Raw genomic sequence first — 24,376 nt, 5'->3', positions numbered from 1 at the left:
TGGCCCGATGACCGGCGGGACCCCCGCCCGGCCGTGGTTGGCATTGCCCAGAGCGTTAGACCGCTGGGGCGGCGCCGCATTGATCTGTATCAATCCGTTGCAGGCGGGCTCAGAAGTGGCGCGACATCTCCCGCAGCCGTGACAGCCGCGCCACAGGCCCCTCGCCCCGGCGGAGCGCGCCGAAGCGGCCATCGGCGACGATGCGGCCCTGCTCCAGCATCACCACGCGGTCGTCATCGGCGAGGTGGTCGAGACGGTGGGTGATGGCGATGACCGTGCGCCCGGCGGCAAGGCCGGCGAGCGCGCGGCGGAATTCAGCCTCGGTCAGCGGGTCGAGCCCCTCGGTCGGCTCGTCGAGCAGCAGGAAGGGGGTGGCGCGCAGGGCGGCGCGGGCGAGCGAGAGCCGCCGCGCCTCGCCGCCGGAGAGTTTTGCCCCCGCCTCGCCCACCAGCGAATCGAGGCCGCCGGGACGGGTGCTGACGAAATCGGCGAGGCGGGCGGTCTCCAGCGCGCGCCAGAGTGCGGCGTCGTCGGCATCCGGGCGGGCGAGGAGGAGGTTGTCGCGCAGGGTGCCGGCGAAGATCGCGGTGGTCTGCGAGACCACGGTGAAGAGCGAGCGCAGGTCATCGCCGCGGATGGTGGCGAGATCGACGCCGCCGAGCGTGGCGCTGCCCGCCGCGGGCGGGGCGAAGCGGAGCAGCAGGTTGAACAGCGAGGTCTTGCCCGCGCCGCTGCGGCCGAGAATGGTGACGTGCTCGCCCTCGGCGATCGCGAGGTCGATGCCGGCGAGCGCCGCATGGGCGGCGCCGGGATAGCGGAGCGAGACGCCATCGAGCCTGAGGTCGAGCCGGGCCGGGCGGGGCGGGCTGGAGGCGGGCTCGGCGACGGGGGGCGGACGGTCGAGCAGGTCGAAGACGCGGCGGGCGGATTCGGCCATGCCGCCGAGGAGCTGGAAGGCGGCCGGCAGCGGGGCGACCGCCTCGAAGGCGGCCATCGCGCCGAGGGCGAGCAGGGCGATGACCGGGCCGGCGATGCGGTGCGCCGCCGCCAGCGTGCCTGCGAGCGGCAGCATCGCCAGCATGGTCAGGCCGGAGGCGAGCAGGATGGCGGCGGCGCCGAAGCCTGCGATCGCCGCGAGGCGGCGCTGGGCGGCGAGCAGGGCGACGCTCGCCGCATCGACCCGCGCCGCCATCGCCCCGCTCGCATTGCAGGTGAGCAGTTCGGCCATGCCCTGGACGGAATCGACGAGATCGGCGCGCAGCTGCACCTGCACCGCGACGGCGGCGCGGGCGGGGTTGCGGCCGAGACCGAGGCTCGCCAGCGGCACCGCGATGCCGGCAATGGTCAGGCCGAGCAGGAGCAGCAGCCCGGCCGCGGGCGAGACGATGGCGAAGCCGAGCGCCATGACCAGCGCCGCCGCAGCCGCGATCACGAAGGGCGAGACGACGCGGAGAAAAAAATCGCCCAGCCGGTCGATATCGGCGACGAGGCGGGAGAGCAGGTCGCCGCCGCGCTCGCCGGCGAGGCCGACCGGGGCGAGCGGTTCGAGCCCGGCATAGGCGACCATCCGCAGCCGGGCGAGCAGGCGGAACGTCGCCTCGTGATCGACCAGCCTGCCGGCATAGCGGGCGAGCACGCGCAGGGTGGCGAAGAAGCGCACCCCGGCGGCCGGGGTGAAGAAGTTGAACACGTTCTGCGCCGCGTAGCCGGCGAGGCCGGCGACGCCGGTGGCGGCGAGGAACCAGCCGGAGAGCGCGAGCAGGGCGAAATTCGCCAGCACGGTGAGCAGGCCGAGTGCTACGCCGGCGAGCACCCAGGCCCGGTAGGGCGCGTAGAGGCGGAGCAGGCGGATCAGGTCGCGCATGGTGCCTCCGCGGCGCCGAGCAGGGCGGCGTAAGCGCCGCCGCGGGCGAGCAGCTCGTCATGCGTGCCGGATTCGGCGAGGCGCCCGCCCTCCAGCACCAGGATGCGGTCGGCCCGGCGCACCGTGGCGAGGCGGTGGGCGATCAGGATCGCGGTGCGGCCGCGGGCGAGGTCGGCGATGGCGGCGGCGATCTCGGCCTCGGTTTCGAGGTCGAGATGGGCGGTGGCTTCGTCGAGGATCAGCAGCCGCGCGTCGCGCAGGAAGGCGCGGGCAAGGGCGAGGCGCTGGACCTGGCCGCCGGAGAGCCCGGCGCCGCCATCGCCGATGCTTGTCTCGATCCCGGCGGGCAGGCGGTCGATCTCGTCGAGCAGGCGGGCGCGGCGGAGGGCCTCGCGCAGCGCCGCGTCGTCCGCTTCCGGCCGGGCGAGGCGCAGATTCGCGGCGATCGTGCCGGCGAAGACGCGGGGGGTCTGCGGCACATAGGCGAGTTGCGCCCACCAGGCCTCACGGTCGAGCGCGGTGAGCGCGGTGTCGTCATTGACGAGGACGGCGCCGGAGTGCGGGGCGACGAAGCCGAGCAGGGCGGCGGCGAGGGTGGATTTGCCCGCACCGGAGCGGCCGACGATGGCGGTGAGCGTGCCGGCGGGAAAGGCGCAGTCGATCCCGTGCAGCACCGTCTGGCCGGGCTCGTGGGCGATGGTGAGGCCGGCGCAGCGCAGCGACAGCGGACCGGATGGCGGAACGGCATCGCCCCAGGTCGTCGCGGGTGGTGTATCGAGCACGTCGAAGATGCGGCCGGCGGCGGCCAGCGCCGTCATTCGCGCGTGGTAATGGGTGGCGAGGCCGCGCAGGGGGAGGAAGAATTCCGGCACCAGCAGCAGCACGAAGAAGGCGGGAAAGAAGCCGATATGCCCGTGCAGCAGCCGCGCGCCGAACAGCACGGCGACCAGGGCGATCGAGAGCGAGGCGAAGAATTCCAGCACCGCCGAGGTGAGGAAGGCGATGCGCAGCCCGGCCATGGTGGCGCGGCGGTATTCATCGGCGATGCGCCCGATCAGCGCGATCTCGTCGCGCGCTCGGCCGAACAGCCGCAGCGTGGTGATCCCCTGCACGGCATCGAGGAAGCGGGCGCTCATGGTCAGCAATTCGCGCCATTGCCGGCGGTTGATCGCCTCGGCGCGGTAGCCGACAAAGACCATGAAGACCGGGATGATCGGGCCGGTGACGAGCAGGACGAGGAAGCTGATCCAGTCCACCGGGAAGATGGCGGCGAGAATGGCGAGCGGGACCAGTGCGACCAGCGCCATCTGCGGCAGGTAGCGGGCGAGATAGGGCTCCAGCGCCTCGACACCGTCGAGCAGGGTGGCGGCGAGGTCGGCGCTGCGCTCGCCGGCGGCGTAAGCGGGGCCGAGGGCGAAGAGATGGTCGAGCATGGTGCGGCGGAGCGAGAGCTTGACCGCGGCGGCGGCGTGGTGGGCGGCGCGTTCGGCGGCAAAGCTCAAAGCCGCGCGCAGGAGCAGCAGCCCGGCCAGGGACGCGAGCGGCAGCGCCAGCGCGGCGGCGGCTTCGTGGCGGAAGATCAGCGCGGTGACGACATGGGCGAGCAGCAGCGCCTGAGCGATCACCGCGAGGCCGGCGGCGAGGCCGAGCCCGATGGCGAGCCCGAGCCAGCGCCGCGCCCCCTGCCCCGCCGCGATCAGGCGACGGTCGAGCGCGCGGCGGGGCGGGGTGGCCGAAGCCTCGTTGGATGGTGCGGTCAAGTCTGTCCTCTCAGGCGGCGCCGGCGGCCGCAGCGCCGGGCGCGGGCGGCGGACGGTTCACATGCGGTGCCCGTTCTGGCATTGACATGAATCAAGCGGTATCGGGCAAGCCCCGCGGGCGCGGCGGGATGTGGCCTGGCCCTGCCGCCGGGATCATTTTTCAGGGAGATCTTCATTCATGGCGGCATTGAAACGCAATCTCATCTTCGTTCTCGCCGCCATCATCACCGGACTGGTCTCCATCGCCTTCGGCATCGGCGTCGTCCGCGCGACGGCGCTGTTCCAGCATGTCACGGCGCAGCACGGCTGGATCGTGTTCCTGCTCTGCCCGGCGGGGCTCGCGCTCATCGTCTATCTCACCCGGCAGGTGTTTCCCGGCGCGCAGGGCTCGGGCATTCCGCAGGCGATGGCCGGGTTGCAGATGCAGGATTCGGCCGATGTCGATTCGGTGCTGTCGCTGCGGATCGCGGTGGGGAAATTCCTGCTGACGCTGATCGGCTTCGCGAGCGGCGCGTCGATCGGCAAGGAGGGGCCGACGGTGCAGATCGGCTGTGCTGCGATGAATATCTGCGGGCGGATGGGGCTGGAGCGCACCCATGCGCTGCAGCGGCTGCTGATCCTCGCCGGGGGGGCGGCGGGCATCACCTGCGCCTTCAACGCGCCGCTGGCCGGCATCGTCTTCGCGATCGAGGAGATGGCGCGCAGCTTCGATGACCGGCAGGTGCGCTCGATCATCCTCGCCGCCTTCGCGAGCGGCATCACCCTGATGTTCGTCCTCGGCTACCAGCCTTATTTCGGCTTCTCGCACGCGGTGCTGAAGCTGGACTGGGTCTGGCTGCTGATCCCGGTCTGCGCCGTGATCGGCGGGCTCGCGGGCGGGGTGTTCGCGCAGATCCTGGTGACACCGTGGAAGTTCCTGCCCGGCGCGATCAACCGCCTCGCGCAGAAGCAGCCGGTGATTTTCGCCGCCTTCTGCGGCCTCGTGCTCGCGGCGATCGGCTTCGCCTCGCACGGGATGGTGTTCGATGCGAGCTATGCCAATGCGCGGGATGCGATGGTTTCGGGCGTGCTGCCGCCGGTCGATTTCGCGCCGCTGAAATTCCTCGCCACCCTGGTGTCGTATCTCTCGGGGATTCCGGGGGGGATTTTCGCGCCCTCCCTCGCTGTCGGCGTCGGCGTCGGCACGGCGTTCGTGCATCTGCTGCCGGGATTGCCGGTGGCGGGATTCGCGATGGTGGGCATGGCCGGGTATTTCGCCGGCGTCGTGCAGTCGCCGCTGACGGCGGCGGTGATCGTGATCGAGATGACCTCCGATCCGTCGATGTCGGTGCCGGTCGGGATTGCCGCGATCCTCGGCACCATGGCTTCGCGGCTGGTCTGCAAGGAGCCGGTCTATCACGCGATGTCGCACCAGTTCCTGCGCGTCGTCGAGAACCGGCCGATCCCCAAGCCCAATACGGTGGAGCCGGCGCCCGAGGCGCATCACTGATCCGCCGCTTGCCTCGGCGGGGCGGCGGCTGCATCCTCGCCGCAAGACACAGGACAGTTTCCGGGAGACCGCGATGGATGCCGCCGAACTCCGCGCCTTGCAGGCGCCGCTGAAGCAGAAATACCGCGAGGATGCCGCCTCGGCGCGGATCGTCTCGCGCGCGGTGGGCGAGATCGTGCAGGGCGGGCTCGCCTGCGTGGTGCGCGGCCATGACGGCGAGGTGACCGCCGGGCTGCACGAGGCGGCCGGCGGCGACGGCTCGCAGGCCTGTTCGGGCGACATGCTGCTGGAGGCGCTGGTCGCCTGCGCCGGGGTGACGCTGTCCGCCGTCGCGACCGCGATGGGGGTGATTGTGAAGCGCGGCAGCATCACCGCCGAGGGGGTGTGGGACGCGCGCGGGACGCTGGCGATCGACCGCGCCACGCCGGTGGGTGTCACCGAGATTTCGCTGCGCTTCGATCTCGACACCGATGCGGACGAGAAGAGCGTGGCCCGGCTGATCGAGAGCACCGAGCGCTATTGCGTGATCCTGCAGACGCTGCGCAACCCGCCGCGGATCGAGGCGATTCGCGGCTGACCCCCTTCAGCCGGGTTTTTGATCCGGCTGAGGGCAGTCAGCCGGGTTTTTGATCCGGCTGAGGTCGGTCAGCCGTGATCTTTTGCCGGCTGAGGGCAGTCAGCCGGGATCGAGGCGGAACAGGCCGGTCTCGCCGACATCGAGCGTGGAAAAACGCGCGGCCGGCAGGCCGGCGGCCTCGCGGGCGGCGGCGAGGTCGCGCTCCGGGGCGTCGATCGCCTCGTCGGTGAGCTGGAACGTGCCGAAATGCATCCCCACCGCCCGCGCCGCCCCCAGCTCGGCGAAGGCGCGCACCGCATCCGCCGGATTCATGTGGACATTGCCCATGAACCAGCGCGGCTCGTAGGCGCCGATCGGCAGCAAGGCGAGGCCGGGGCGGCCGAGACGCTCGCGGATCATGCGGAAATAGCCGGTATAGCCGGTGTCGCCGGCGAAATAGAGCTGGCCGGCTTCATGGCGCAGCATGAAACCGCCCCAGAGCGTGGCGTTGCGGTCGCGCAGGGTGCGGGCGGCGAAATGCCGCGCCGGGGTCAGGGTGATGCGGGTGCCGTGCAGCTCGGCATGGTGCCACCAGTCAAGCTCGGTGACCGGGCCGAGCCCCTTGCGGGTGAGAAAGGCGCGGTTGCCGAGCGGGGTGAAGATCGGGATGCGGCCGAAGCGCGCGTGCAGGGCGGCGAGGGTCGGAATGTCGCAATGGTCGTAATGGTTGTGCGAGAGCAGGATCGCGTCCGGCTTCGGCATCGCCTCGAGCGTGAGGCCGGGCGGGCGGACCCGGCGCGGCCCGGCCCAGCCGACCGGCGAGCAGCGATCCGAGAGGATCGGGTCGGTCAGCAGCACGAGGCCCGGCAGGCGGATCAGGAAGCTCGCATGGCCGATGAAGGTCACCGCCGCCTCGCCCGCCGCCACCGCGGCGGGCGGCGGAGCAAAGATCCGGTTTTCCACCCGGTCGGGCCATTTCGCCCGTCCCTCGCGCCGCGTGACCCAGCGGAGCATCGGGAAGCGGCCGGTGCGGCGGCGGGCCCCTTCGGGGTTGAAGAAGCGGGCGCCGTCGTAATGATCCGAAACCGGGTAGGCCAAGGTCAGCCGAACGCCGCGTTGAAGGCGCCGCCATCGAGCAGCAGGTTCTGGCCGACGATGAAGCCCGCCTGTGCGCCGCAGAGGAAGGCGCAGGCATCGCCGAATTCCTCCGGCGTGCCGACGCGGCCGGTCGGGTTGGCGGCGGCGCGGGCGGCGAGCTCGTCCTCGACCGAGCGGCCGGAGGCGCGGGCGGCGGAGGCCGCGTTGTCCCGCAGACGGTCGGTCATGAAGGGGCCGGGGAGAAGATTGTTGATCGTCACGTTGTGCTTCGCGACCTGGCGGGCGAGGCCGGCGACGAAGCCGGTGAGCCCGGCGCGGGCGCCATTGGACAGGCCAAGGGCGGGGATCGGCGATTTCACCGCCGCCGAGGTGATGTTGACGATGCGGCCGAAGCGGCGCTCGATCATGCCATCCACCGTCGCGCGGATCAGCGCGATCGGGGTGAGCATGTTGGCGCGCAGGGCGGCTTCCCAGTCGGCGTCGGTGAATTTGCGGAAATCGCCGGCGGGCGGGCCGCCGGCATTGTTGATCAGGATGTCCGGCGCGGGGCAGAGGGCGAGCGCCGCGGCGCGGCCCGCCTCGGTGGTGATGTCGCCGGCCGCGATCTCGACCTTCACCCCGGTTTCGGCGCGGATCGCCGCCGCCGTTTCGGCCAGCGCCGCCTCGCCGCGCGCGGTGATCACCAGATCCACCCCCTCGCGGGCGAGGGAGACGGCCACGGCGCGGCCGAGCCCCTTGCTGGCCGCGCACACGATCGCCCGCTTGCCCTTCAATCCGAGTTCCATCTCCGCTCCCTTCCCTGTCCTGCTTGTGTCGAGGCCGCGTCCATAGCATCAGATGGGCGCGACACCGAATTCGACAGGGGACCATGATCGCCGCCATGACCGAACGCGCGCTGACCGGGCTGAAGGTGATCGACCTGACCAGGGTGCTGGGCGGGCCGTATTGCACGATGATCCTCGCCGATCACGGCGCGGACGTGATCAAGATCGAGCCGCCGCAGGGCGACGAGGTGCGCGACTGGGGACCGCCTTTCCTCGAGCGGGCGGACGGGGCGCGGGATGCGAGCTATTTTCTCGGCGCCAATCGCAACAAGCGGGCGATGACGCTTGACCTCGCGCACGAGCAGGGGCGCGCGGTGCTGCTGCGGCTGCTGGAGGAGGCCGACGTGCTGGTGGAGAATTTCAAGCCCGGCACGCTGGAGAAGTGGAATATCGGCCAGGCGGCGCTGGCCCCGCGCTTTCCGCGCCTCGTGCATTGCCGGATCTCGGGGTTCGGCGCCGACGGGCCGTTCGGCGGGCTGCCGGGCTATGACGCGGTGGTGCAGGCGATGACGGGGCTGATGACCATCAACGGCCGCCCCGGCGAGGGGCCGCTCAGGATGGGGACGCCGGTGGTCGATCTCGCGACCGGGCTGTATTCGGCGGTCGGCATCCTGATGGCGTTGCAGGAGCGCCAGCGCTCGGGGCGCGGGCAGTTCATCGACATGACGCTGCACGATGCGGGCATGGCGCTGCTGCACCCGGCGGCGGCGAATTACCTGCTGAACGGCAAGCGGCCGGCGGCGACGGGCAACGCCCATCCCAACATCGCCCCCTATGACACCTTCCCGACCGCGACCTGCGAGATTTTCATCGCCGGCGGCAATGACGGGCAGTTCCGCAAGCTCTGCGCGCTGCTGGAGCGGCCGGACCTCGCCGCCGATCCGCGCTTTGCCACCAATGCCGACCGGCTCGCCAACCGCGCGGCGATGACCGCGGCGCTGAGCGAGGCGCTCGCCGGGCATGACGGCGAGGAACTGGCCGAGCGGATGATCCGCGCCGGGATTCCGGCCGGGCCGGTGCGGCCGGTGGATGCGGCGCTGGAGAGCGAGCACGCGCGGCACCGCGCCATGGTCGCGGAGCTGGACGGGGTGCGCACGCTGGGCACGCCGATCAAGTTCTCGCGCACGCCGGGCGGGCCGCACGCGGCACCGCCGGGCTTTGCCGCGCATCTCGACGAGATCCTCGCCGAGCATGGCTATACCGGGGCCGAGATCGCCGCGCTGGAGGCGGCGGGCGTCATCCGCCGCGCCCGGCGCGGCTGATTTTTGCGCCCCGCACGGGGCGCGGGTGGTTTTTGCGCCGCCCGGCGCGGGTGGTTTTTGCGCCGTCCGGCGCGGGGTAGCTCCCTGCCCTGCCCCGCACGGGGCGGGGTCAGTGGATCAGGATGAAGTGGATGGTTGCCGTCACCTGCTCGGATTTCGCCTTCGAGCCGGGCGGGAATTTCGGCACCTGCGCACCGTTGAACAGCCCATACCACGCCATGTCGAGCAGCGGCGCGCCGGAGCGGCTGACCATGTGCAGGTCGATCACCCGCCCGTCGGGCAGCACGGTGAAGCTCACCGTCACCGAGCCCTGCTGGCCCTGGGCGGCGGCACCCTCGGGGTAATAATCATGCGTGTTCACCCATTTGTTGAAGGCGCTCTGCCAGTCCGGCCCGGCCTTGCCCTTGAAGACGATGTCGGGCGCATGGCGGTTGAAGTCGGGGGCGGCGGGGGCGAGGTTGAGCGCCGTGCTGCGATGGGTGAGCGCGGTGCTCGGCCGGCTGCCGAAGGACATGCCGTTCATCACGACATAGCTGTGGCGCGGCGCCGGGCGAGACGGGCGGGGCGGCGATTTCGGCACCGGCGGGGCGTGCGGGACGATGGAGGCCTGCATCGGCGGCGGGGCGAACTGGCGCGTGTCGAGATGGACCGCGGGCGGCGCTGGTGATGGCGCGGGAACCGGCTTGAGTGCTGGTTGCGGCGGCGGGGCGGCAAGCGGCGGCGGCGGCAGGGATGGTGTGGCCTCGGGCGCGTGGCGGGGTTCTGCGGGGGCGGCGTCGTGCTTCGCCGTGTGGGTCAGGCCGGAATTCTGAAACACGACTTCGATGCCGGATTGGGGGTGCGGCTCGGGCAACCGGCGGCGATGCACCACGTAGAGCAGCAGGAGCAGGATCGCCGCGTGCAGGGCGATCGAGACCGGGAGCGGAATCCGCCAGCGCCGGCGCCGTCGCGGCCGCGCCATCGGCGGCGGCGCGGCACCGAGTGCGACACCGCCGGCGCGGACCGGATCAGTAATGCGGATAGGCGTAGTAGCCGGGCGGCGCATAGGACGGCGCGCCGTAATTGTAGGACGGTCGGTATCCGCGCGCATAGCCTTCCATCTTGTTGCCGTGCGCTACCATACACTGGGCATAGGCGACGTTGTAGCGCGCCTGCATCGAGTCCGCCGCGTTCTGGGCGTTGCCGCCGCCCATGGCGCTGCCGAGCAGCAGGCCGGAACCCGCGCCGATCGCGGCCCCGGTGCCGGCATTGCCGCCGGCAGCGCCGAGCAGCGCGCCGGCGGCGGCGCCGAGCAGGGTGCCGCCGACCGCGGCGTTGGTGGCGGACTGGCCGGCGGCCTGCGCCTCGGCCGGGTTGATCTGGCGGCTCGCGTAATAGCGGCAGAGCGAGTCGTCATGGCGGAACTGGTCGAAGGAGATTCCGGGGCCGGGCATCGAGACCACGCTCGGCCCGCTCGGCGGGGCTACGGCGCAGCCGGCGAGAAGCAGGGCGATGGCGGCGGCGGCAGGCAGAACTGGCTTCATGATGTTCATCCTGTTGGTTGGCGGCCTGCCGGGATAGTTGGGCGAGGCACGGCGGAAAGCAACGCCCCGCCGCCGCACCGGAGCCTGGCTTCGGGGCGGCGGCGGGGGATTGTTACAATCCGTCGAAAAATTCCTTCACCTTGGCGAAGAAGCCTTCATGCTCGGGGCTGCCGGCGGCGGTGGTCCCGGCCTCGCGCTCGAATTCCTCGAGCAGTTCGCGCTGGCGCCTGGTCAGGTTCTGCGGGGTTTCGACCGCGACCTGGATATACATGTCGCCGCGCGCCGAACTGCGCAGCACCGAGAATCCCTTGCCGCGCAGGCGGAACTGGTCGCCCGTCTGGGTGCCGGCGGGGATCTTGACCCGGGCGCGGGAGCCATCGATCGCGGGAACCTCGATCTCGCCGCCCAAGGCGGCCTGGGCCATGCGCAGCGGCACGCGGCAGAAGACGTTCGCACCGTCGCGCTGGAAGATCGGATGCGGGCGGATCGCGACATGGACGTAGAGATCGCCGGGCTGCGCGCCGCGGCCGCCGGCCTCGCCCTCGCCGGAGAGGCGGATGCGCGTGCCATCCTCGACGCCGGCGGGAATGGAGACCGAGAGGGTGCGCTCGCGCGGCACGGTGCCGACGCCGGAGCAGACCCGGCAGGGATTGCGGACGGTGCGGCCGGCGCCGCCGCAGGTCGGGCAGGTGCGCTCGACGACGAAGAAGCCCTGCTGGGCGCGCACGCGACCGGCGCCGCCGCAGGTCGAACACGCCTCGTTGGCGGCGGATTTGTCGGCCGAGCCGGAGCCCGAACAGGCATCGCAGGAGACGCGCGTCGGCACCCGGATCTCGCTCTTGGTGCCGGCGAAGGCCTGGGTCAGGTCGATCTCGACGGCGGCGCGGATATCCGCCCCGCCGCGCTCGGCCCGGCCGCCGCGGCGCCCGCCCATCGCCTCGCCGAACATCTGCTCGAAAATATCGCCGATGCCGCCCTCGAACCCGCCGAAACCGCCGAAGCCGCCGCCGCCAAAGCCGCCGGCACCCGGCCCGCCGCCTTCGAACGCGGCATGGCCGAAGCGGTCATAGGCGGCGCGCTTCTGCTCGTCCTTGAGGACGTCGTAGGCTTCGTTGATGTCCTTGAATTTCTGCTCGGCCGCGGCATCGCCCGGATTGCGGTCCGGGTGATATTGCATCGCCAGCTTGCGATAGGCCTTTTTCAGCTCATCGGCGGCGGCGCTCCGCGATACGCCGAGCAGTTCATAATAATCCGTCTTCGCCATGATCCCGGCTCAATCCCGACAATCTCAGAAACAAGAATGTCCCGGACCATCGCTGGTCCGGGACTGGCAAGCATCTATCGTGCGGCGGCGACCGTCACGCGGACTTCTTCTTGTCGTCGACATCCTCGAACTCGGCGTCGACCACCTTGTCGCCCGGCGCGGACTCGGCACCCGGCTGGGCGGCGCCAGCCTCGGCCTGCGCCTTGTACATCGCCTCGCCGACACGCATCGCGACCTGGGTCAGCCGCTCGGTGGCCGACTTGATGGCCTCGAGATCGCTGCCCTCGAGCGCCGAGCGGACCGCGGCGATGGCCGCCTCGGCCTCGCCCTTGTCCTGGGCGGAGACCTTGCCCTCGTTGTCCTTCAGCGTCTTTTCGGTCTGGTGGACGAGACCGTCGGCATGGTTGCGGGCATCGACCAGCTCGCGCTTGACCTTGTCGGCCGCGGCGTTCGCCTCGGCATCCTTGACCATGCGCTCGATATCGGTGTCCGACAGGCCGCCGGAGGCCTGGATGCGGATCTGCTGCTCCTTGCCGGTCGCCTTGTCCTTGGCCGAGACGGAGACGATGCCGTTGGCGTCGATATCGAAGGTGACCTCGATCTGCGGCACGCCGCGCGGGGCCGCGGGAATGCCGGTCAGGTCGAAATTGCCGAGCAGCTTGTTGTCCGCCGCCATCTCGCGCTCGCCCTGGTAGACCTTGATGGTCACGGCGGTCTGGTTGTCGTCGGCGGTGGAGAAGGTCTGGCTCTTCTTGGTCGGGATCGTGGTGTTGCGGTCGATCAGGCGGGTGAACACGCCGCCCAGCGTCTCGATGCCGAGCGAGAGGGGGGTGACGTCGAGCAGGAGGACGTCCTTGACGTCGCCCTTCAGCACCGCGCCCTGGATGGCCGCGCCGATGGCCACGACCTCGTCGGGGTTGACGTTGCGGGCGGGTTCCTTGCCGAAGAAGGTCTTCACCGTCTCGATGACCTTGGGCATGCGGGTCATGCCGCCGACCAGGATCACCTCGTCGATCTCGCCGGCGGTCACACCGGCATCCTTCAGCGCCGCGCGGCACGGGCCGAGCGTGCGCTCGACCAGATCATCGACGAGGCTTTCGAGCTTGGCGCGGGTCAGCTTCATCACGAGATGCTTCGGCCCCGAGGCGTCGGCGGTGATGAAGGGCAGGTTGATCTCGGTTTCCTTCGAGGAGGACAGCTCGATCTTGGCCTTTTCCGCGGCTTCCTTGAGGCGCTGGAGGGCCAGCTTGTCCTTGCGCAGGTCGATGCCCTGCTCGCGCTTGAACTCGTCGGCCAGGTAGTCGATCACGCGCTGGTCGAAATCCTCGCCGCCGAGGAAGGTGTCGCCATTGGTGGATTTCACCTCGAACACGCCATCGCCCAGTTCGAGGATCGAGACGTCGAACGTGCCGCCGCCGAGGTCGTAGACCGCGATGGTGCCGCCGTTCTTCTTGTCCATGCCGTAGGCGAGGGCCGCGGCGGTGGGCTCGTTGATGATGCGCAGCACTTCGAGCCCGGCGATCTTGCCGGCGTCCTTGGTGGCCTGGCGCTGGGCGTCGTTGAAGTAGGCGGGGACGGTGATGACCGCCTGGGTGACGGCTTCGCCGAGATAGGCCTCGGCGGTTTCCTTCATCTTGGTGAGCACGAAGGACGAGATCTGGCTCGGCGCGAAGCGCTGGCCGCGGGATTCGACCCAGGCATCGCCATTGTCGCCGCGGACGATATTGTAGGAGACGAGGCCCTTGTCCTTCTCGACGGTGGGATCCTCGTAGCGGCGGCCGATCAGGCGTTTGACCGCGTAAAGCGTGTTGGTCGGGTTGGTGACCGCCTGGCGCTTGGCGGACTGGCCGACCAGGCGCTCGCCGCTCTCGGAGAAGGCGATCATCGAGGGCGTGGTGCGGGCGCCTTCGCTGTTCTCGACCACGCGGACATCCTTGCCCTCCATGATCGCGACGCAGGAATTGGTGGTACCGAGGTCGATGCCGATGACCTTGCTCATAGAAACACTCCTTTCAGCGGGTGCGCCGGACCCGAAGCATCGGGCACACCCCTATTGTTTCGCCCGCTTGATGTATTGAACCACCCCTGCGGGCACAAGGGGTTGGCTGGCCGAGGGGGCCGGAATTTTGGCGCAGCGGCGATGACCGACGCGCGGGGATCAGGCCTCGATATCGAGCGGCTTGCCGGGCTGGCCGCCGGAGGGCGCCTTCGCCACCACCACCATCGCCGGGCGGAGCAGGCGGCCGTTCAGCGTCCATGTCCGGCTCCAGGCCTGGATCACCGTGCCGGGCGGGGAGTCGGCGGTTTCCTGCTCGGCCATCGCCTGGTGGCGGTCGGCATCGAAGGTGGCGCCGATCGCCTCATCGGCGCGGATGCCGTTGCGCTCGAGCATGGCGATGAAGCTGCGCTCGACGCCGGCGAACCCGTCGCGCAGCTTGGCGAGAAGCGGGGATTCGCCCTCCTGCGGCGGCGGCAGGGCATCGAGCCCGCGGCGGAGATTTTCGGCCGCCTCGGCAACGTCGGCGGCGAATTTCTGCACCGCGTAGAGCCGGGCATCCTCCACCTCGCGCCGGGTGCGGGCGCGCAGGTTTTCCATGTCGGCCTGGGAACGGATCCACTTGTCGCGCAAATCGGCGGCCTCGGCCTCGAGGGTGGCGATCCGCTCGCGGGCGGCGGCAAGCTGTTCAGCCTCGGAGGCGGGCGCCGTGTCGCTGCCAGCCGCCAGGGGGTCCGGGCCCGTCTTGTGGTCGGGGCCGGCGTTCAGCGTGTCTTCGGTCATGTCGCCGCAATTAGGGCACGCCCCCCGCCGGCACAAGGGCGTCTCTGGTACGACGCCGCGCTATCCGGCGCTGAACGAGACGTCGCGCTGGCGGCGCATCAGGTGCTCGCCGGCATCGACATAGAGGGTGGTGCCGGTGAGCGAGGGGGTCTCGACGATGAAGCGCACGGCGCGGGCGATGTCTTCGGGCTGCGAGCCGCGGCGCAGCGGCGTGGCATCCTGGCCGCGGCGGAAATTTTCCTCGCTCTGCTTCGCGCCGATCAGGGTGAGGCCGGGGGCGACACCGCAGACGCGGATCGCCGGGGCGAGGGCCATCGCCAGCATCTCGGTCGCCGCGGCGAGGCCGGCCTTGGCGAGGGTGTAGGAGAAGAAATCGGGGTTGAGATTGGCGAGTTTCTGGTCGAGCAGGTTGACGATCACGCCGGGCTGGCCGGCGAGGCCGGACGCCATGTCGCGCGCGAGCAGCACCGGGGCGGCGAGGTTGGGCGCGATATGCTCGGCGATCGAGGCGGCGGTGACGCTGGCGGCCGAATCGAATTCGAAGCGCGAGGCGTTGTTGACCAGGACGCTGACCGGGCCGGCGAGGGCGGCGGCGCGGCCGATCAGGGTTTCGACCGCTGCGGGATCGGCGAGGTCGGCGGCGAGGACATGCGCGATCCCTCCCTGCGCGCGCAGCTCGGCGGCCAGGGTCTCGGCCTCGGCCGACGAGGCGCGGTGGTGGATGACGACCGGGAAGCCCGCCGCCGACAGGGCGCGGACGATGGAAGCGCCGAGCCGCTTCGCGCCGCCGGTGACGAGGGCGGCACCCGCGAAGGGCGGGCTCACGCGAAGAGCGCCGCGTCGAGGGCGGCGGGATCGTCGAGCAAGGCAGTCGGGCGCGGGGCGAGCAGCGCGAACAGGCGCGCGGTGCCGAAGGCGGCGAGATCGACCTCCATCATCTCCGCGACCATCGCCTCGTAGGCCTCCTCCAGGCGGGAACTCGCGGGGTCGAGCCCGGAGACCAGGAGCAGGCCGGTCGGCGGCGCATCGAGCGCGAGCAGCCGCAGGTCTGGCCGGTAGCGCCGCAGCAGCACGGCCATCTTCCAGACATCGCCGGCCCACCAGCCGGGCACCACCGCATCGCGGCGCAGCTCCTCGTTCTGGTCGCGGAAGGTGATCCTGGGGTCGATCGGCAGGCAGTCATGCAGGGCGATCACGCTGCGGCTGTGGCAGACATGCTCGGTATTGATGAAGTCGCGCAGCAGGAACTCGAACCGGTGCATGCCATCGAGAAAGGCGAAATCGACCGGGCCGCCGAGGATGGCGAGCGGATCGTGGCGGGCGAAGAACGCGTCGCTGCCGCAGGAATGCAGGTGGCAGGCGGGCTTGCCGGCGAGGACGTCGCGGTCGAGCTGGAAATCGGGGTCGATCGCGAGGCTCTCGGCTTCGGCAAGGGCGAGGGATTCGCCGCGCCAGACGCCGATTTCGAGATAGCGGCGGGGGGCGAGCGCGCGATGCAGACGGCGCAGGCAGTCGAGATAATCGGCCCCTTGATGATGGGCCATGACCTCGGGGGCGGAGAGGCTCATCGCGCGCTCCGCGACGCGGCGGCGCGCTCGGCCGGGGTAAGCTGGAAGCCGACCAGCACCTGCTGGGTGGCGCTGCGCGGGGCGCGGGGGAAATCGAGCCGGATCGGCCTGGTCGTCGCCACCGCCTGGGTGGGGCCGTGGCGGAAGTCGAAGCGGACCGGATAGACCTGCTTGGCGATGATGCGGTCGCCCTCGGTGATCGCGACGAAATACGGCAGGGTGTAGCGGTCCTGCCGGGCGGCAATGCCACGGGTGGCGGCGAAGCCGATGCGGAAGACGACGCGCTCGCCGGCATCGCCGTGCGGCGCGCATTTGCCGGCAACGCCGGTGACCCGCGCATCGACGATCCGCGCCGCGACATCGTCGGCGGGGCCGGCGACGCGGACGAGGCGATCGGCCTGTTGCAGCACCGCGACCTGCGGACAGTCGAGCTTCGGACCCGGCCCACCGGCGCAGGCGGCAAGACCGAGCGGGGCGAACAGGGCGGCAAGGCGGGCAATGCGGGTCAACGCGGTCTCCATCCGATTTGTTAACCCTCCCTTGCCATCAAAACGGCGATCGGTCATCTCCGAACTCATGGCAGTCTATACCGAAGTGACCGACGACGCGCTGGCCGCGTTCCTCGAAGGCTATGATATCGGCCGCGTAGTCGCGTTCCGCGGCATCGCCGAGGGGGTCGAGAACAGCAATTATTCGCTGCGGACCACGGCGGGCGACTTCATCCTCACGCTCTACGAGCGGCGGGTCGATCCGGCGGAGCTGCCGTGGTTTCTCGGGCTGATGGAGCACCTGGCGGCGAAGTCCCTGCCCTGCCCGCTGCCGGTGCGCGCGCGCGACGGCGCCAATCTCAACCCGCTGGCCGGGCGGATCGCTTCGATCACCACCTTCCTGCCCGGCGTCTGGCCGCGGCGGCCGACGGTTGCGCATTGCGGCCCGCTCGGCGCGGCGATGGCGCGGATGCATCTGGCCGGCGAGGATTACGCGGCCACCCGCGCGAACGCGCTCGGCCCGCAGGGCTGGGCGCCGCTGCTCGGGCGCTGCGGCGACAGCGGCGATGCGGTGCTGCCGGGCCTGACCGGGGAGGTTCGCACGGCACTGGAGGCCACCCTCGCCGCCTGGCCGGCGGATCTGCCGCGCGGCCATATCCATGCCGACCTGTTCCCCGACAACGTGTTCTTCCTCGACCACGCGATCTCGGGGCTGATCGATTTCTATTTCGCCGCGACCGATCTTTACGCCTACGACATCGCGGTGTGCCTCAACGCCTGGTGCTTCGAGCCGGATTTCAGCTTCAACATCACGAAATCCCGCGCGCTGCTGCGCGGCTACCAGGCGGTGCGCCCGCTTTCGGCCGCCGAGACCGAGGCGCTGCCGGTGCTGTGCCGGGGGGCGGCAATCCGCTTCCTGCTCACCCGGCTCTATGACTGGATCAACACGCCGGAGGATGCGCTGGTGACGCGGAAGGACCCGCTCGATTATTACCGCCGGCTGCGCTTTCACCTCCAGGCGGGATCGGCGGCGGATTATGGGGTCTGAGCCGGCGATGACGGCCGGGCCGGAGGGGCTGGTCGAGATCTGGACCGATGGCGGCTGCAAGCCCAATCCGGGTGCCGGCGGCTGGGCGGCGGTGCTGCGCTTCGGGGCGGCGGAGCGGGAGATTTCAGGCGCCGCGCGCGAGACCACCAACAACCGCATGGAGCTGACCGCCGCCGCCGCCGCGCTGGAGGCGCTGAAGCGCCCCTGCCGGGTGAAGCTGCACACCGACAGCGAGTATCTGCGCAACGGCATCACCCGCTGGCATACCGGCTGGGTGCGGCGGAACTGGCGCAACGCGCAGGGCGATCCGGTGGCGAATTACGAACTCTGGCAGCGCGTGCTCGCCGCCGCGAAGCCGCACGAGATCGAGTGGATCTGGGTGCGCGGGCATGCCGGCGATCCGATGAACGAGAGGGTCGACCAGCTCGCGACCGCGGCGCGCGAGGCGATGCTCCGCGCGCCGGCGGAGCCGTGAGGCGCCTGACCAGAGCATCTTTACCCGATCGGATGATCCCATCTGACCGGATAATTCTCTAGATCGGCGCGGCAGGCGGGGCGGCGGGGGCGGCGGCGAGCCAGGCGGCGGCCGGGCGGGGGGCGGCGAAGAAATATCCCTGCATCCGCATCGGCCCGCGGGCGCGCAGGAAATCGACATGCGCCGCGGTCTCCACGCCCTCGGCGACGATATCAAGATCGAGCTGGCGGGCCATGGCGAGGATCGCCTCGACGATGGCGACGGCGGAGGCATCGTGCGGCACCTGGGAGATGAAGCCGCGGTCGATCTTGAGCTCGTGGATGGGCAGGCGCCGCAGGTAGAGCAGGCTCGAATAGCCGGTGCCGAAATCATCGACCGAGAAGCGCACGCCGCGCGCGGCCAGCGTGTCCATGATCCGGGCGACCTCCTCGGGGTCGCGGATCAGCAGGTTCTCGGTGATCTCGAGCGTCAGCTGTGCCGGGGAAACACCTTCCTGATCGAGTGCGGCCAGAACATCGGCGACGAAGGCGGGATCGCGGAACTGCCGCGGGCTGACATTGACCGACATGCGCCAGTCCGGTCGGTCGGCGCCGATGCGGGCCATCAGCCGGCAGGTTTCGCCCAGCAGCCAGCGGCCGAGCGGGACGATCAGGCCGGAGGATTCGGCGACGCCGACGAAGCGGTCGGGCGGGGTGAGCCGGCCGTCGCGCCCGCGCAGGCGGAGCAGGGCCTCGACCCCGGCCGGCGCGCCGGCGGCATCGACCTGCTCCTGCAGCCAGATCTCGAAACGCTCGTCCTTCAGGGCGCTCCGGATGTCGTCCTCGACGGCGTGGCGGTCGAGGATCGACTGGTACATTTGCGGGCGGAACATCACCACGTCGCCATCGCCGGACTTGGCCCGGTACATCGCGGTATCCGCCTCGCGGATCAGCGTGTCGATCGTGTCCGCCGGTTTCGGGAACAGGGTGACGCCAATGCTGGCGCCGAGATGATAGTGCCGCCCGCCGATCGAGATGGGGCGGCTCGTCACCGTTTCGATCAGGGCGTGGCCGAGCGCGGTGGCGTGGGCGGAGGCGGCCTCGGCGGAGGCCTCGGACGGGGCGAGGACGACGACGAATTCATCGCCGCCGATCCGCGCGATGGTGTCGGTTGCGCGGATGGCGAGGCGCAGGCGGCGGGCGGTTTCGCCCAGCGCCGCATCGCCGGCGCTGTGGCCGAGCATGTCGTTGATCGTCTTGAACCGGTCGAGATCGATGAACAGCAGGGCGCCATGGCTGCCGTCCCGCCGCGCCGCGTCGAGGGCGGCGCCGAGGCGCTCGTTGAGCAGGCGGCGATTGGGCAGCTCGGTCAGCGGATCGAGATGGGCGAGGCGGTAGATCTGTTCCTCAGCCTCGTGATGTTCGGTGATGTCGATCCACACACCGGCGATGGCGGAGGGACTTCCGTCGGCGTCGCGCTGCAGGGTCAGCTCGTCGCGAATCCAGCGGAACCCGCCATCGCGGTGGCGGATGCGATAGCGGTGGATGTGGTGCCCGGCGGCGATGGCAAGGGCGACGCCCTGCCCGGCCCGTGGCAGGTCGTCGGGATGGACGTGGCGGGGCCACCAGTCCGGCCCGCTGACCTCTTCGGGCGCGTAGCCGAGCAGGTCGATGATGTTGCGGCTGATCTCGAGCGGCAGGGCGGCGTTTTCCTGGAGGGACAGGGTGTAGAGCACCGTGCCGCTCGCCGCGAGCAGCCATTCGATGCGCCGCTCGCTCATCGAGCGGGCGGTGAGTGCGGCGTCACGCTCCTGCCGGGTCGCGACATCGCGCAGCGCCTTGGTCAGGTTGGCGGTCAGCTCGACCAGCAGAGCCTGTTCCTCCTCGCCGAAAGCCATCGGGTTGGAGGAATAGAGGGTGAAGACCGCGGGTGCCGGGATGGCGGGCAGGCCGATCGGGAGCGCCATGCAGGCGCGGAAGCCGGCCTCGTGCGCCTGGGCGCGCCAGGGCTCGAAGCGCGGATCGACCGCGATGTCGCGCCAGCGGGAAATCCGGCCCTCGCGGATGGCGGTGCCGGCCGGCCCCTGGCCCTCCGGCGTGTCGCCCCAGGAGAGGCGGAGCTGCTCGACATAGGCGACGCCCTTGCCGGCGCACGCGGCGACGCGGATCGGCCGGCCGGGCTCGTTGCCGGCGAGGCCGATCCAGCACGTGTCGTAGCCGCCGGTTTCGACGGCGAGGGAGCAGAGGGCGGCGTAGAGCGCCTCGGCGGTGGCGAGGCCGGCGAAGGCCTCGGTGGTGGCGTGGATGGTGCGCAGGGTGCGGTTGGCACGTTCGAGCGCATCCTCGCGCAGCCTTCCCATCAGCAGCGGCGCCAGCCGGGCGAGGAAATCCTGTACCAGGCGGCCGGTATTCTCGGGGATGGCGGGGGTTTCGAAATCGAGCACGAGGCCGAAGCGGCTGTCGGCGAGGTCGAAAGGATAGGCGAGCTGGCGGCGAACCCCGGCGCGGAACAGGGCCTTGAGATGGACGTAGTCATGGAGGTCGGCGAGGTCGCGCAGCGGGCCGGAATCGATGATGCGGTCTTCGGCGAGGCCAGCGCCGAAACTGACATCGTCGACGGCGTGGCCGCCGGGCCAGCGGGTCATGTCGAAGCCGCGCAGCCCGCTGTCGGGGCTGACATGGGCGGTGATGTATTCGATCAGCCGGTAGGTCGGGTGATAGCCGGCGAGGAAGCAGAGCGAGGCGCCGGTGCGCTCGGCGCAGCGGGCCAGCGCGCGGTCGACCGCCTCGTCGAACCCGGCGGCGGCGGCGATCTCCTCGGACAGGCGGTTCCAGTAGGCGAGGTCGGCGGCGATGCGGGTCTGGCGGAAGGTGGTCCGGCGGTGTTCGAGCTCGCCGCTCGCCGCCTCGGCGAGGTCGGCCAGGAACAACCGGACGCGCTTCGCGAAAGCGGGGGATGGCAAGGGCGAGAAGACGCAGACGGCGCCGATCGGCTGGCTGTCGGGCAAAGTGAGGCAGGCGGCGGCGAAAAAGCGGACATGCGGCGGGCCGGTGACCAGCGGATCGTCGGCGAAGCGCGGCTCCGCGCAGGCATCGGGCAGGACCAGCCCGCCGGCTTCGCGGCAGGCGGCATCGAGGATCGCGCTGCCGCGAGGCAGCCGGGCGAGGCTGGTGCCATAGACGGCGGCGAGCCGCAGCGCCCTGCCCTCGACCAGGAAGACGAGCGCCGCCGGGAGGTCGAGCCCGTGCGCCGCCAGCCGGGCGATGCGGTGGAACGAGGAGTCGGATGGCGCGGCGCCGCGCTCGTGGCGCGCCGTCGTGTCTCGCAGGAGTGGATGAGGCTCAGTGCGGGACAAACGGTCTTGCTCCGGCGTGGTTTGGCGCGTGCCGCCTCTGGCGAGACGGAAACATCACATCGTCAGGCCCGTATCGGAAGCAGGACAATGTCACCCGGGCCTCCCGCCTCAACCAGAGAAATTTCGACGTTTTGTCGCGATATGTGTTGTTGTTTCAAACTAATACTCTTTTGTAAACAAATTTGTATAAAAATCAACGTCAAACAGGGCAAAACCTGACGTAAAAGCAACGTCGCCGCCACCGGCCGGAACGGCGCCGCCGGATAGGACGGAGATGTTCCCTGTTCCGAAGTTCGACCCATCGACTTGGCCCCCGGAAATGTCCGGGGGTTTTTTTTCGCCCGTATGGCGGGGTCTGGACTATGATCGGCCCATGGCGACAGGCGAGATCGCGACGATCGGCTACGAGGCCTGCGGGTTCGACGCGTTCGTGCGGTGCCTGCGCGATGCGGGGATACGCCAGGTGATCGACGTGCGGGACCTGCCGCTGTCGCGCCGCGCGGGGTTTTCCAAGCGCAGCCTCGCCGCGGGGCTGGCGGAGGCCGGGATCGGGTATCGGCATCTCAAGGCGCTGGGCACGCCGGCCGAGGGACGGGAAGCCAACCGGCGGCGGCAATGGGACACGTTCTGGCGGATCGTCGAGGCGCGGCTGGCGACGCCGGAGGCCGATTTCGCCCTTGCCGAAGCGGCGGCCTGGGCGGCGGCTTCGCCCTCCTGCCTGCTCTGCTACGAGGCCTCGGCCTGCCAGTGCCACCGGCTGCGCGTGGGCGAGATGCTGGCCGCGCGCTATGGATTCCGGATCAGGCATCTCAGCGTGCACGGCTCCACCCCGTCACCATGAGACATGGATTGATACGAATTCGTGACGATTGCCTTAATTCTGCCACGCATGGCAGCCATCCATCTGGATCATGGACACACCGAAAGGATGCGCCCGGGCGGCGAGGATACGGCATGCGGGCGGGGCGATGCGCCTCGGGCTCGTCGTGCTGTGCAGTTTCGGGCTGGTCTCGTGCGCCGGGCTGCATCCGGTGACCGGGCTTGCCCTGCCGCCGCCGCCGCCGCCCCGGCCGGCGGCGCCCGCGGCACTACATGGGCTCGCGGAGGCGGCGCGGTTGCAGGCGATGAAGCCGATCGCGGTGGCGGCGGTGCGGCACCCGCCGACGGATTTGACCGGCCGCAGCGAGGTCGGCCGGGCGTCGTTCTATGCCGCGCGCCTGCGCGGGCGCAGGACCGCCGACGGCCAGCGGTTCAACCCCAGAGCCGCCGTTGCCGCCAGCAAGACGCTGCCGCTCGGCACCGTGGCGCGGGTGGTCAACCTTACCAATGGCGCCAGCGCCACCATCACCGTCGACGATCGTGGCCCCTTCGTCCCGAGCCGGATGCTGGATGTCAGCCCCGCCGTCGCGGTGCGGCTAGGGATGATGCGGGAGGGGGTGGCGAGAGTGCTGGTCGAGCCGATCGCGATCCCCGAGCCGGATGGCAAGGTGCGGCTCGGGGCGGGCGCCGCCCTCGTGACTCCGGCGGAAATCCACCACGCGGTGCTGACGAGCCGGCAGATCATGCGCCGGGTCGGTCCTGCCGACGTGACCCGCTGAGCCGGCGCGGCGGGGAACTCCGCTGGACGATGCGCGCGTAACCTGCAACGCGCTCCCGACGAAAGCGATGCGAACCATGCGGGAGATGCGGATGCCGTGCGAGAGCGAACAGGCCGGACCCGGCGCCGGGCCAAGGCGCGGGCGCTGATGATGCTGCCGGAGGGCGGGCGATGACGCCGGTTGTCGTCGTGTTCGCACGGGTGCCGCGCCTTGGCGTCGGCAAGCGGCGGCTGGCGCGGCGGATCGGCGATCGCGCCGCCCTGCGCTTCGCGCGCGGCGAGCTGGCGCGGCTGCTCGCGGAACTGCGCTTGCTGCGCGGGTTCGAGCGCATCGTCGCGCTCACGCCGGATCATCACGCGCGGTTCGCAATGCGCGGCTTCGGGCGCATTGGCCCAGAGGACATTGGCCAAGAGCGCATTGGCCCAAAGCGCATTGGCCCAAAGCGCATTGGCCAGGGGCGCGGCGATCTCGGGGCGCGGATGGGACGGGTGTTCCGGCACTACAGGCGGCGGCCGGTGATCATCATCGGCAGCGATATTCCGGGCATCGCGCGGGAGGATCTGCGCCGGGCGGCGCACGCGTTGCGCGGCGCGCAGGCGGTGTTCGGCCCGGCGGTCGATGGCGGGTATTGGCTGATCGGCCTTTCCGGCAGGCGGCCGGCCGATCCGTTCGGCGGGGTCAGGTGGTCGAGCGAGGACACGCTCGCCGACACGCTGCGCAATTTCCGGCATCATCGCGTGGCGATGCTGCGGACGCTGGCCGATGCGGACACCGCGATCCCCTCGCCTGCCCGCTTCGGGACGCGAGCCTGAGATCGCGGATCCGGGGGGACCGGATGATGCCCTAACTTTACGCTTCGTTTTGCTGACCGAGTGCGGCGAGGCGGGGCGCGAGATCGGCGGCGCTGAGGCCTGCGGCCAGCACCAGCTTGTCGCGCGCCTGGGCGCCGGCGCGCAGGGCGAGCCGGGACGGGCTGAGCCCGAGACCTTCGGCCAGGGCCTTCAGCACCGCCTCGTTGGCGCGGCCTTCCTGCGGCGGTGCCGCGACGGCGACGCGCAGGCGCGCTGGTGGCCAGCCCGGCGCGGGCGGGGCCTCGACGACCGGGCCGAAACGCGGGCGGCGGGCGCCCGGCTGCACCTTCAGCGCGACCAGCAGGCCGGCCGCACTGTCCGACCAGAAAGGCGGCGGCGGGGACGGTGTCATCGGCGGTGACAGGCGATCGCGGCGTTATAAATGCAGCTGCGTGTCCTGATGCGCATTTTGCAGTGCCGCAAGAACTGCGCCGAATCGGAACAGCGAGAGGGCGGCACCTGCGCGGCAAGGTTACGGATGCGTGGAAAAACTTGAGGAAATATCAACAAAAATTCGATCCGTTACTTGTTTTCACAACTTGCGGCATCTGGCTACCACCAATTCATCCGTCATCCAGCATAACTGAACCTGTCG

At 70.6% G+C, this 24,376-nt stretch carries 22 protein-coding genes; 8 read left to right on the top strand and 14 right to left on the bottom strand.

Annotated features, from left to right (window positions below; translation table 11 throughout):
- Window positions 1-109: 109 nt before the first annotated feature.
- The gene (cydC, locus tag B7Z76_RS03625) at window positions 110-1,864 is read right to left on the bottom strand and encodes a thiol reductant ABC exporter subunit CydC (protein ID WP_291342212.1); all 1,755 of its coding nucleotides are present in this window, start codon (window positions 1,862-1,864) and stop codon (window positions 110-112) included.
- Entirely contained in the window at window positions 1,852-3,624 is a 1,773-nt protein-coding gene (gene cydD / locus B7Z76_RS03620) for a thiol reductant ABC exporter subunit CydD (RefSeq protein ID WP_291342210.1), read from the bottom strand. Before cydD ends, cydC begins: the two co-directional genes overlap by 13 nt.
- Before the next feature lie 178 nt (window positions 3,625-3,802).
- Between cydD and B7Z76_RS03615 the strand changes: the two genes are divergently transcribed.
- Together B7Z76_RS03615 and B7Z76_RS03610 are read left to right on the top strand one after the other, a co-directional pair.
- On the top strand, window positions 3,803-5,113 hold the full coding sequence (locus tag B7Z76_RS03615) for a chloride channel protein (RefSeq protein WP_291342208.1): 1,311 nt from the start codon (window positions 3,803-3,805) through the stop codon (window positions 5,111-5,113).
- A gap of 73 nt (window positions 5,114-5,186) precedes the next feature.
- A complete protein-coding gene (locus tag B7Z76_RS03610) occupies window positions 5,187-5,690 on the top strand; it encodes an OsmC family protein (protein ID WP_174504423.1) in 504 nt (167 codons plus the stop codon).
- Window positions 5,691-5,789: 99 nt separating this feature from the next.
- Here B7Z76_RS03610 and B7Z76_RS03605 read toward each other — a convergent pair whose 3' ends face one another.
- Together B7Z76_RS03605 and B7Z76_RS03600 are read right to left on the bottom strand one after the other, a co-directional pair.
- Complete coding sequence (locus tag B7Z76_RS03605; protein ID WP_174504422.1) at window positions 5,790-6,767, bottom strand: MBL fold metallo-hydrolase; 978 nt, start codon at window positions 6,765-6,767, stop codon at window positions 5,790-5,792.
- Between the two features lie 2 nt (window positions 6,768-6,769).
- Window positions 6,770-7,552: an SDR family oxidoreductase gene (locus B7Z76_RS03600; RefSeq protein WP_174504421.1), complete on the bottom strand. Its 783-nt coding sequence runs from the start codon at window positions 7,550-7,552 to the stop codon at window positions 6,770-6,772.
- Window positions 7,553-7,635: 83 nt separating this feature from the next.
- On the opposite strand from B7Z76_RS03600, the gene B7Z76_RS03595 reads away from it, so the two are divergent.
- Window positions 7,636-8,853, top strand: coding sequence for a CaiB/BaiF CoA-transferase family protein (locus B7Z76_RS03595; protein ID WP_174504420.1), 1,218 nt, complete (start codon window positions 7,636-7,638; stop codon window positions 8,851-8,853).
- 109 nt (window positions 8,854-8,962) lie between these two features.
- On the opposite strand, the gene B7Z76_RS03590 is transcribed toward B7Z76_RS03595, so the two are convergent.
- From B7Z76_RS03590 to B7Z76_RS03555, 8 genes are all read right to left on the bottom strand, one after another.
- Window positions 8,963-9,898, bottom strand: a complete 936-nt coding sequence (locus B7Z76_RS03590; RefSeq protein WP_291342204.1) for an energy transducer TonB — start codon at window positions 9,896-9,898, stop codon at window positions 8,963-8,965.
- The gene (locus B7Z76_RS03585) at window positions 9,861-10,376 is read right to left on the bottom strand and encodes a glycine zipper family protein (protein ID WP_291342203.1); all 516 of its coding nucleotides are present in this window, start codon (window positions 10,374-10,376) and stop codon (window positions 9,861-9,863) included. Before B7Z76_RS03585 ends, B7Z76_RS03590 begins: the two co-directional genes overlap by 38 nt.
- Before the next feature lie 112 nt (window positions 10,377-10,488).
- Window positions 10,489-11,643 (bottom strand): molecular chaperone DnaJ, encoded by a 1,155-nt coding sequence (gene dnaJ, locus B7Z76_RS03580; RefSeq protein ID WP_174504932.1) that lies wholly within the window; start codon window positions 11,641-11,643, stop codon window positions 10,489-10,491.
- Between the two features lie 91 nt (window positions 11,644-11,734).
- Complete coding sequence (gene dnaK, locus B7Z76_RS03575; RefSeq protein ID WP_174504418.1) at window positions 11,735-13,639, bottom strand: molecular chaperone DnaK; 1,905 nt, start codon at window positions 13,637-13,639, stop codon at window positions 11,735-11,737.
- 159 nt (window positions 13,640-13,798) lie between these two features.
- A complete protein-coding gene (locus tag B7Z76_RS03570; RefSeq protein ID WP_291342200.1) occupies window positions 13,799-14,419 on the bottom strand; it encodes a nucleotide exchange factor GrpE in 621 nt (206 codons plus the stop codon).
- Between the two features lie 60 nt (window positions 14,420-14,479).
- The gene (locus tag B7Z76_RS03565; RefSeq protein WP_174504416.1) at window positions 14,480-15,244 is read right to left on the bottom strand and encodes an SDR family oxidoreductase; all 765 of its coding nucleotides are present in this window, start codon (window positions 15,242-15,244) and stop codon (window positions 14,480-14,482) included.
- Window positions 15,241-15,987: a class I SAM-dependent methyltransferase gene (locus tag B7Z76_RS03560; RefSeq protein ID WP_174504415.1), complete on the bottom strand. Its 747-nt coding sequence runs from the start codon at window positions 15,985-15,987 to the stop codon at window positions 15,241-15,243. The genes B7Z76_RS03565 and B7Z76_RS03560 overlap by 4 nt, the downstream gene beginning before the upstream one ends.
- Window positions 15,984-16,496 carry a hypothetical protein gene (locus B7Z76_RS03555; RefSeq protein ID WP_291342199.1) on the bottom strand — a complete coding sequence of 171 codons (513 nt, stop codon included), beginning with the start codon at window positions 16,494-16,496 and terminating at the stop codon, window positions 15,984-15,986. Before B7Z76_RS03555 ends, B7Z76_RS03560 begins: the two co-directional genes overlap by 4 nt.
- 67 nt (window positions 16,497-16,563) lie before the next feature.
- Here B7Z76_RS03555 and B7Z76_RS03550 point away from each other — a divergent pair, with 67 nt between their 5' ends.
- Entirely contained in the window at window positions 16,564-17,523 is a 960-nt protein-coding gene (locus B7Z76_RS03550; protein WP_174504413.1) for a homoserine kinase, read from the top strand.
- A 7-nt stretch (window positions 17,524-17,530) separates the two neighbouring features.
- Complete coding sequence (gene rnhA / locus B7Z76_RS03545) at window positions 17,531-17,998, top strand: ribonuclease HI (protein WP_174504931.1); 468 nt, start codon at window positions 17,531-17,533, stop codon at window positions 17,996-17,998.
- Between the two features lie 58 nt (window positions 17,999-18,056).
- On the opposite strand, the gene B7Z76_RS03540 is transcribed toward rnhA, so the two are convergent.
- Window positions 18,057-21,332, bottom strand: a complete 3,276-nt coding sequence (locus tag B7Z76_RS03540; protein ID WP_291342198.1) for an EAL domain-containing protein — start codon at window positions 21,330-21,332, stop codon at window positions 18,057-18,059.
- Window positions 21,333-21,705: 373 nt separating this feature from the next.
- Between B7Z76_RS03540 and B7Z76_RS03535 the strand changes: the two genes are divergently transcribed.
- The 3 genes from B7Z76_RS03535 (at window position 21,706) to B7Z76_RS03525 (ending at window position 23,742) form a co-directional block, all read left to right on the top strand.
- A complete protein-coding gene (locus B7Z76_RS03535) occupies window positions 21,706-22,173 on the top strand; it encodes a DUF488 family protein (RefSeq protein ID WP_291342197.1) in 468 nt (155 codons plus the stop codon).
- 70 nt (window positions 22,174-22,243) lie between these two features.
- Entirely contained in the window at window positions 22,244-22,930 is a 687-nt protein-coding gene (locus tag B7Z76_RS03530; protein WP_291342195.1) for a septal ring lytic transglycosylase RlpA family protein, read from the top strand.
- A gap of 170 nt (window positions 22,931-23,100) precedes the next feature.
- Entirely contained in the window at window positions 23,101-23,742 is a 642-nt protein-coding gene (locus tag B7Z76_RS03525) for a DUF2064 domain-containing protein (RefSeq protein ID WP_291342193.1), read from the top strand.
- 37 nt (window positions 23,743-23,779) lie between these two features.
- On the opposite strand, the gene B7Z76_RS03520 is transcribed toward B7Z76_RS03525, so the two are convergent.
- Complete coding sequence (locus tag B7Z76_RS03520) at window positions 23,780-24,133, bottom strand: DUF167 domain-containing protein (RefSeq protein ID WP_291342191.1); 354 nt, start codon at window positions 24,131-24,133, stop codon at window positions 23,780-23,782.
- Window positions 24,134-24,376 lie beyond the last annotated feature (243 nt).

The sequence above is a fragment of the Acidiphilium sp. 20-67-58 genome, assembly GCF_002255515.1.
Lineage (GTDB): Bacteria > Pseudomonadota > Alphaproteobacteria > Acetobacterales > Acetobacteraceae > Acidiphilium.
This window is presented reverse-complemented; position numbering and strand designations above follow the sequence as displayed.

What these genes read in the sequence shown, in the direction of transcription:
- B7Z76_RS03610 (WP_174504423.1), top strand. Translation starts at nt 5,187, where the DNA reads ATGGATGCCGCCGAACTCCGCGCCTTGCAGGCGCCGCTGAAGCAGAAA.
- B7Z76_RS03550 (WP_174504413.1), top strand. Translation starts at nt 16,564, where the DNA reads ATGGCAGTCTATACCGAAGTGACCGACGACGCGCTGGCCGCGTTCCTC.
- B7Z76_RS03615 (WP_291342208.1), top strand. Translation starts at nt 3,803, where the DNA reads ATGGCGGCATTGAAACGCAATCTCATCTTCGTTCTCGCCGCCATCATC.
- rnhA (WP_174504931.1), top strand. Translation starts at nt 17,531, where the DNA reads ATGACGGCCGGGCCGGAGGGGCTGGTCGAGATCTGGACCGATGGCGGC.
- B7Z76_RS03595 (WP_174504420.1), top strand. Translation starts at nt 7,636, where the DNA reads ATGATCGCCGCCATGACCGAACGCGCGCTGACCGGGCTGAAGGTGATC.
- B7Z76_RS03600 (WP_174504421.1), bottom strand. Translation starts at nt 7,552, where the DNA reads ATGGAACTCGGATTGAAGGGCAAGCGGGCGATCGTGTGCGCGGCCAGC.
- B7Z76_RS03535 (WP_291342197.1), top strand. Translation starts at nt 21,706, where the DNA reads ATGGCGACAGGCGAGATCGCGACGATCGGCTACGAGGCCTGCGGGTTC.
- cydC (WP_291342212.1), bottom strand. Translation starts at nt 1,864, where the DNA reads ATGCGCGACCTGATCCGCCTGCTCCGCCTCTACGCGCCCTACCGGGCC.
- B7Z76_RS03590 (WP_291342204.1), bottom strand. Translation starts at nt 9,898, where the DNA reads ATGCGCCGCCCGGCTACTACGCCTATCCGCATTACTGATCCGGTCCGC.
- dnaK (WP_174504418.1), bottom strand. Translation starts at nt 13,639, where the DNA reads ATGAGCAAGGTCATCGGCATCGACCTCGGTACCACCAATTCCTGCGTC.
- B7Z76_RS03585 (WP_291342203.1), bottom strand. Translation starts at nt 10,376, where the DNA reads ATGAAGCCAGTTCTGCCTGCCGCCGCCGCCATCGCCCTGCTTCTCGCC.
- B7Z76_RS03530 (WP_291342195.1), top strand. Translation starts at nt 22,244, where the DNA reads ATGGACACACCGAAAGGATGCGCCCGGGCGGCGAGGATACGGCATGCG.
- B7Z76_RS03560 (WP_174504415.1), bottom strand. Translation starts at nt 15,987, where the DNA reads ATGAGCCTCTCCGCCCCCGAGGTCATGGCCCATCATCAAGGGGCCGAT.
- B7Z76_RS03520 (WP_291342191.1), bottom strand. Translation starts at nt 24,133, where the DNA reads ATGACACCGTCCCCGCCGCCGCCTTTCTGGTCGGACAGTGCGGCCGGC.
- B7Z76_RS03525 (WP_291342193.1), top strand. Translation starts at nt 23,101, where the DNA reads ATGACGCCGGTTGTCGTCGTGTTCGCACGGGTGCCGCGCCTTGGCGTC.
- B7Z76_RS03570 (WP_291342200.1), bottom strand. Translation starts at nt 14,419, where the DNA reads ATGACCGAAGACACGCTGAACGCCGGCCCCGACCACAAGACGGGCCCG.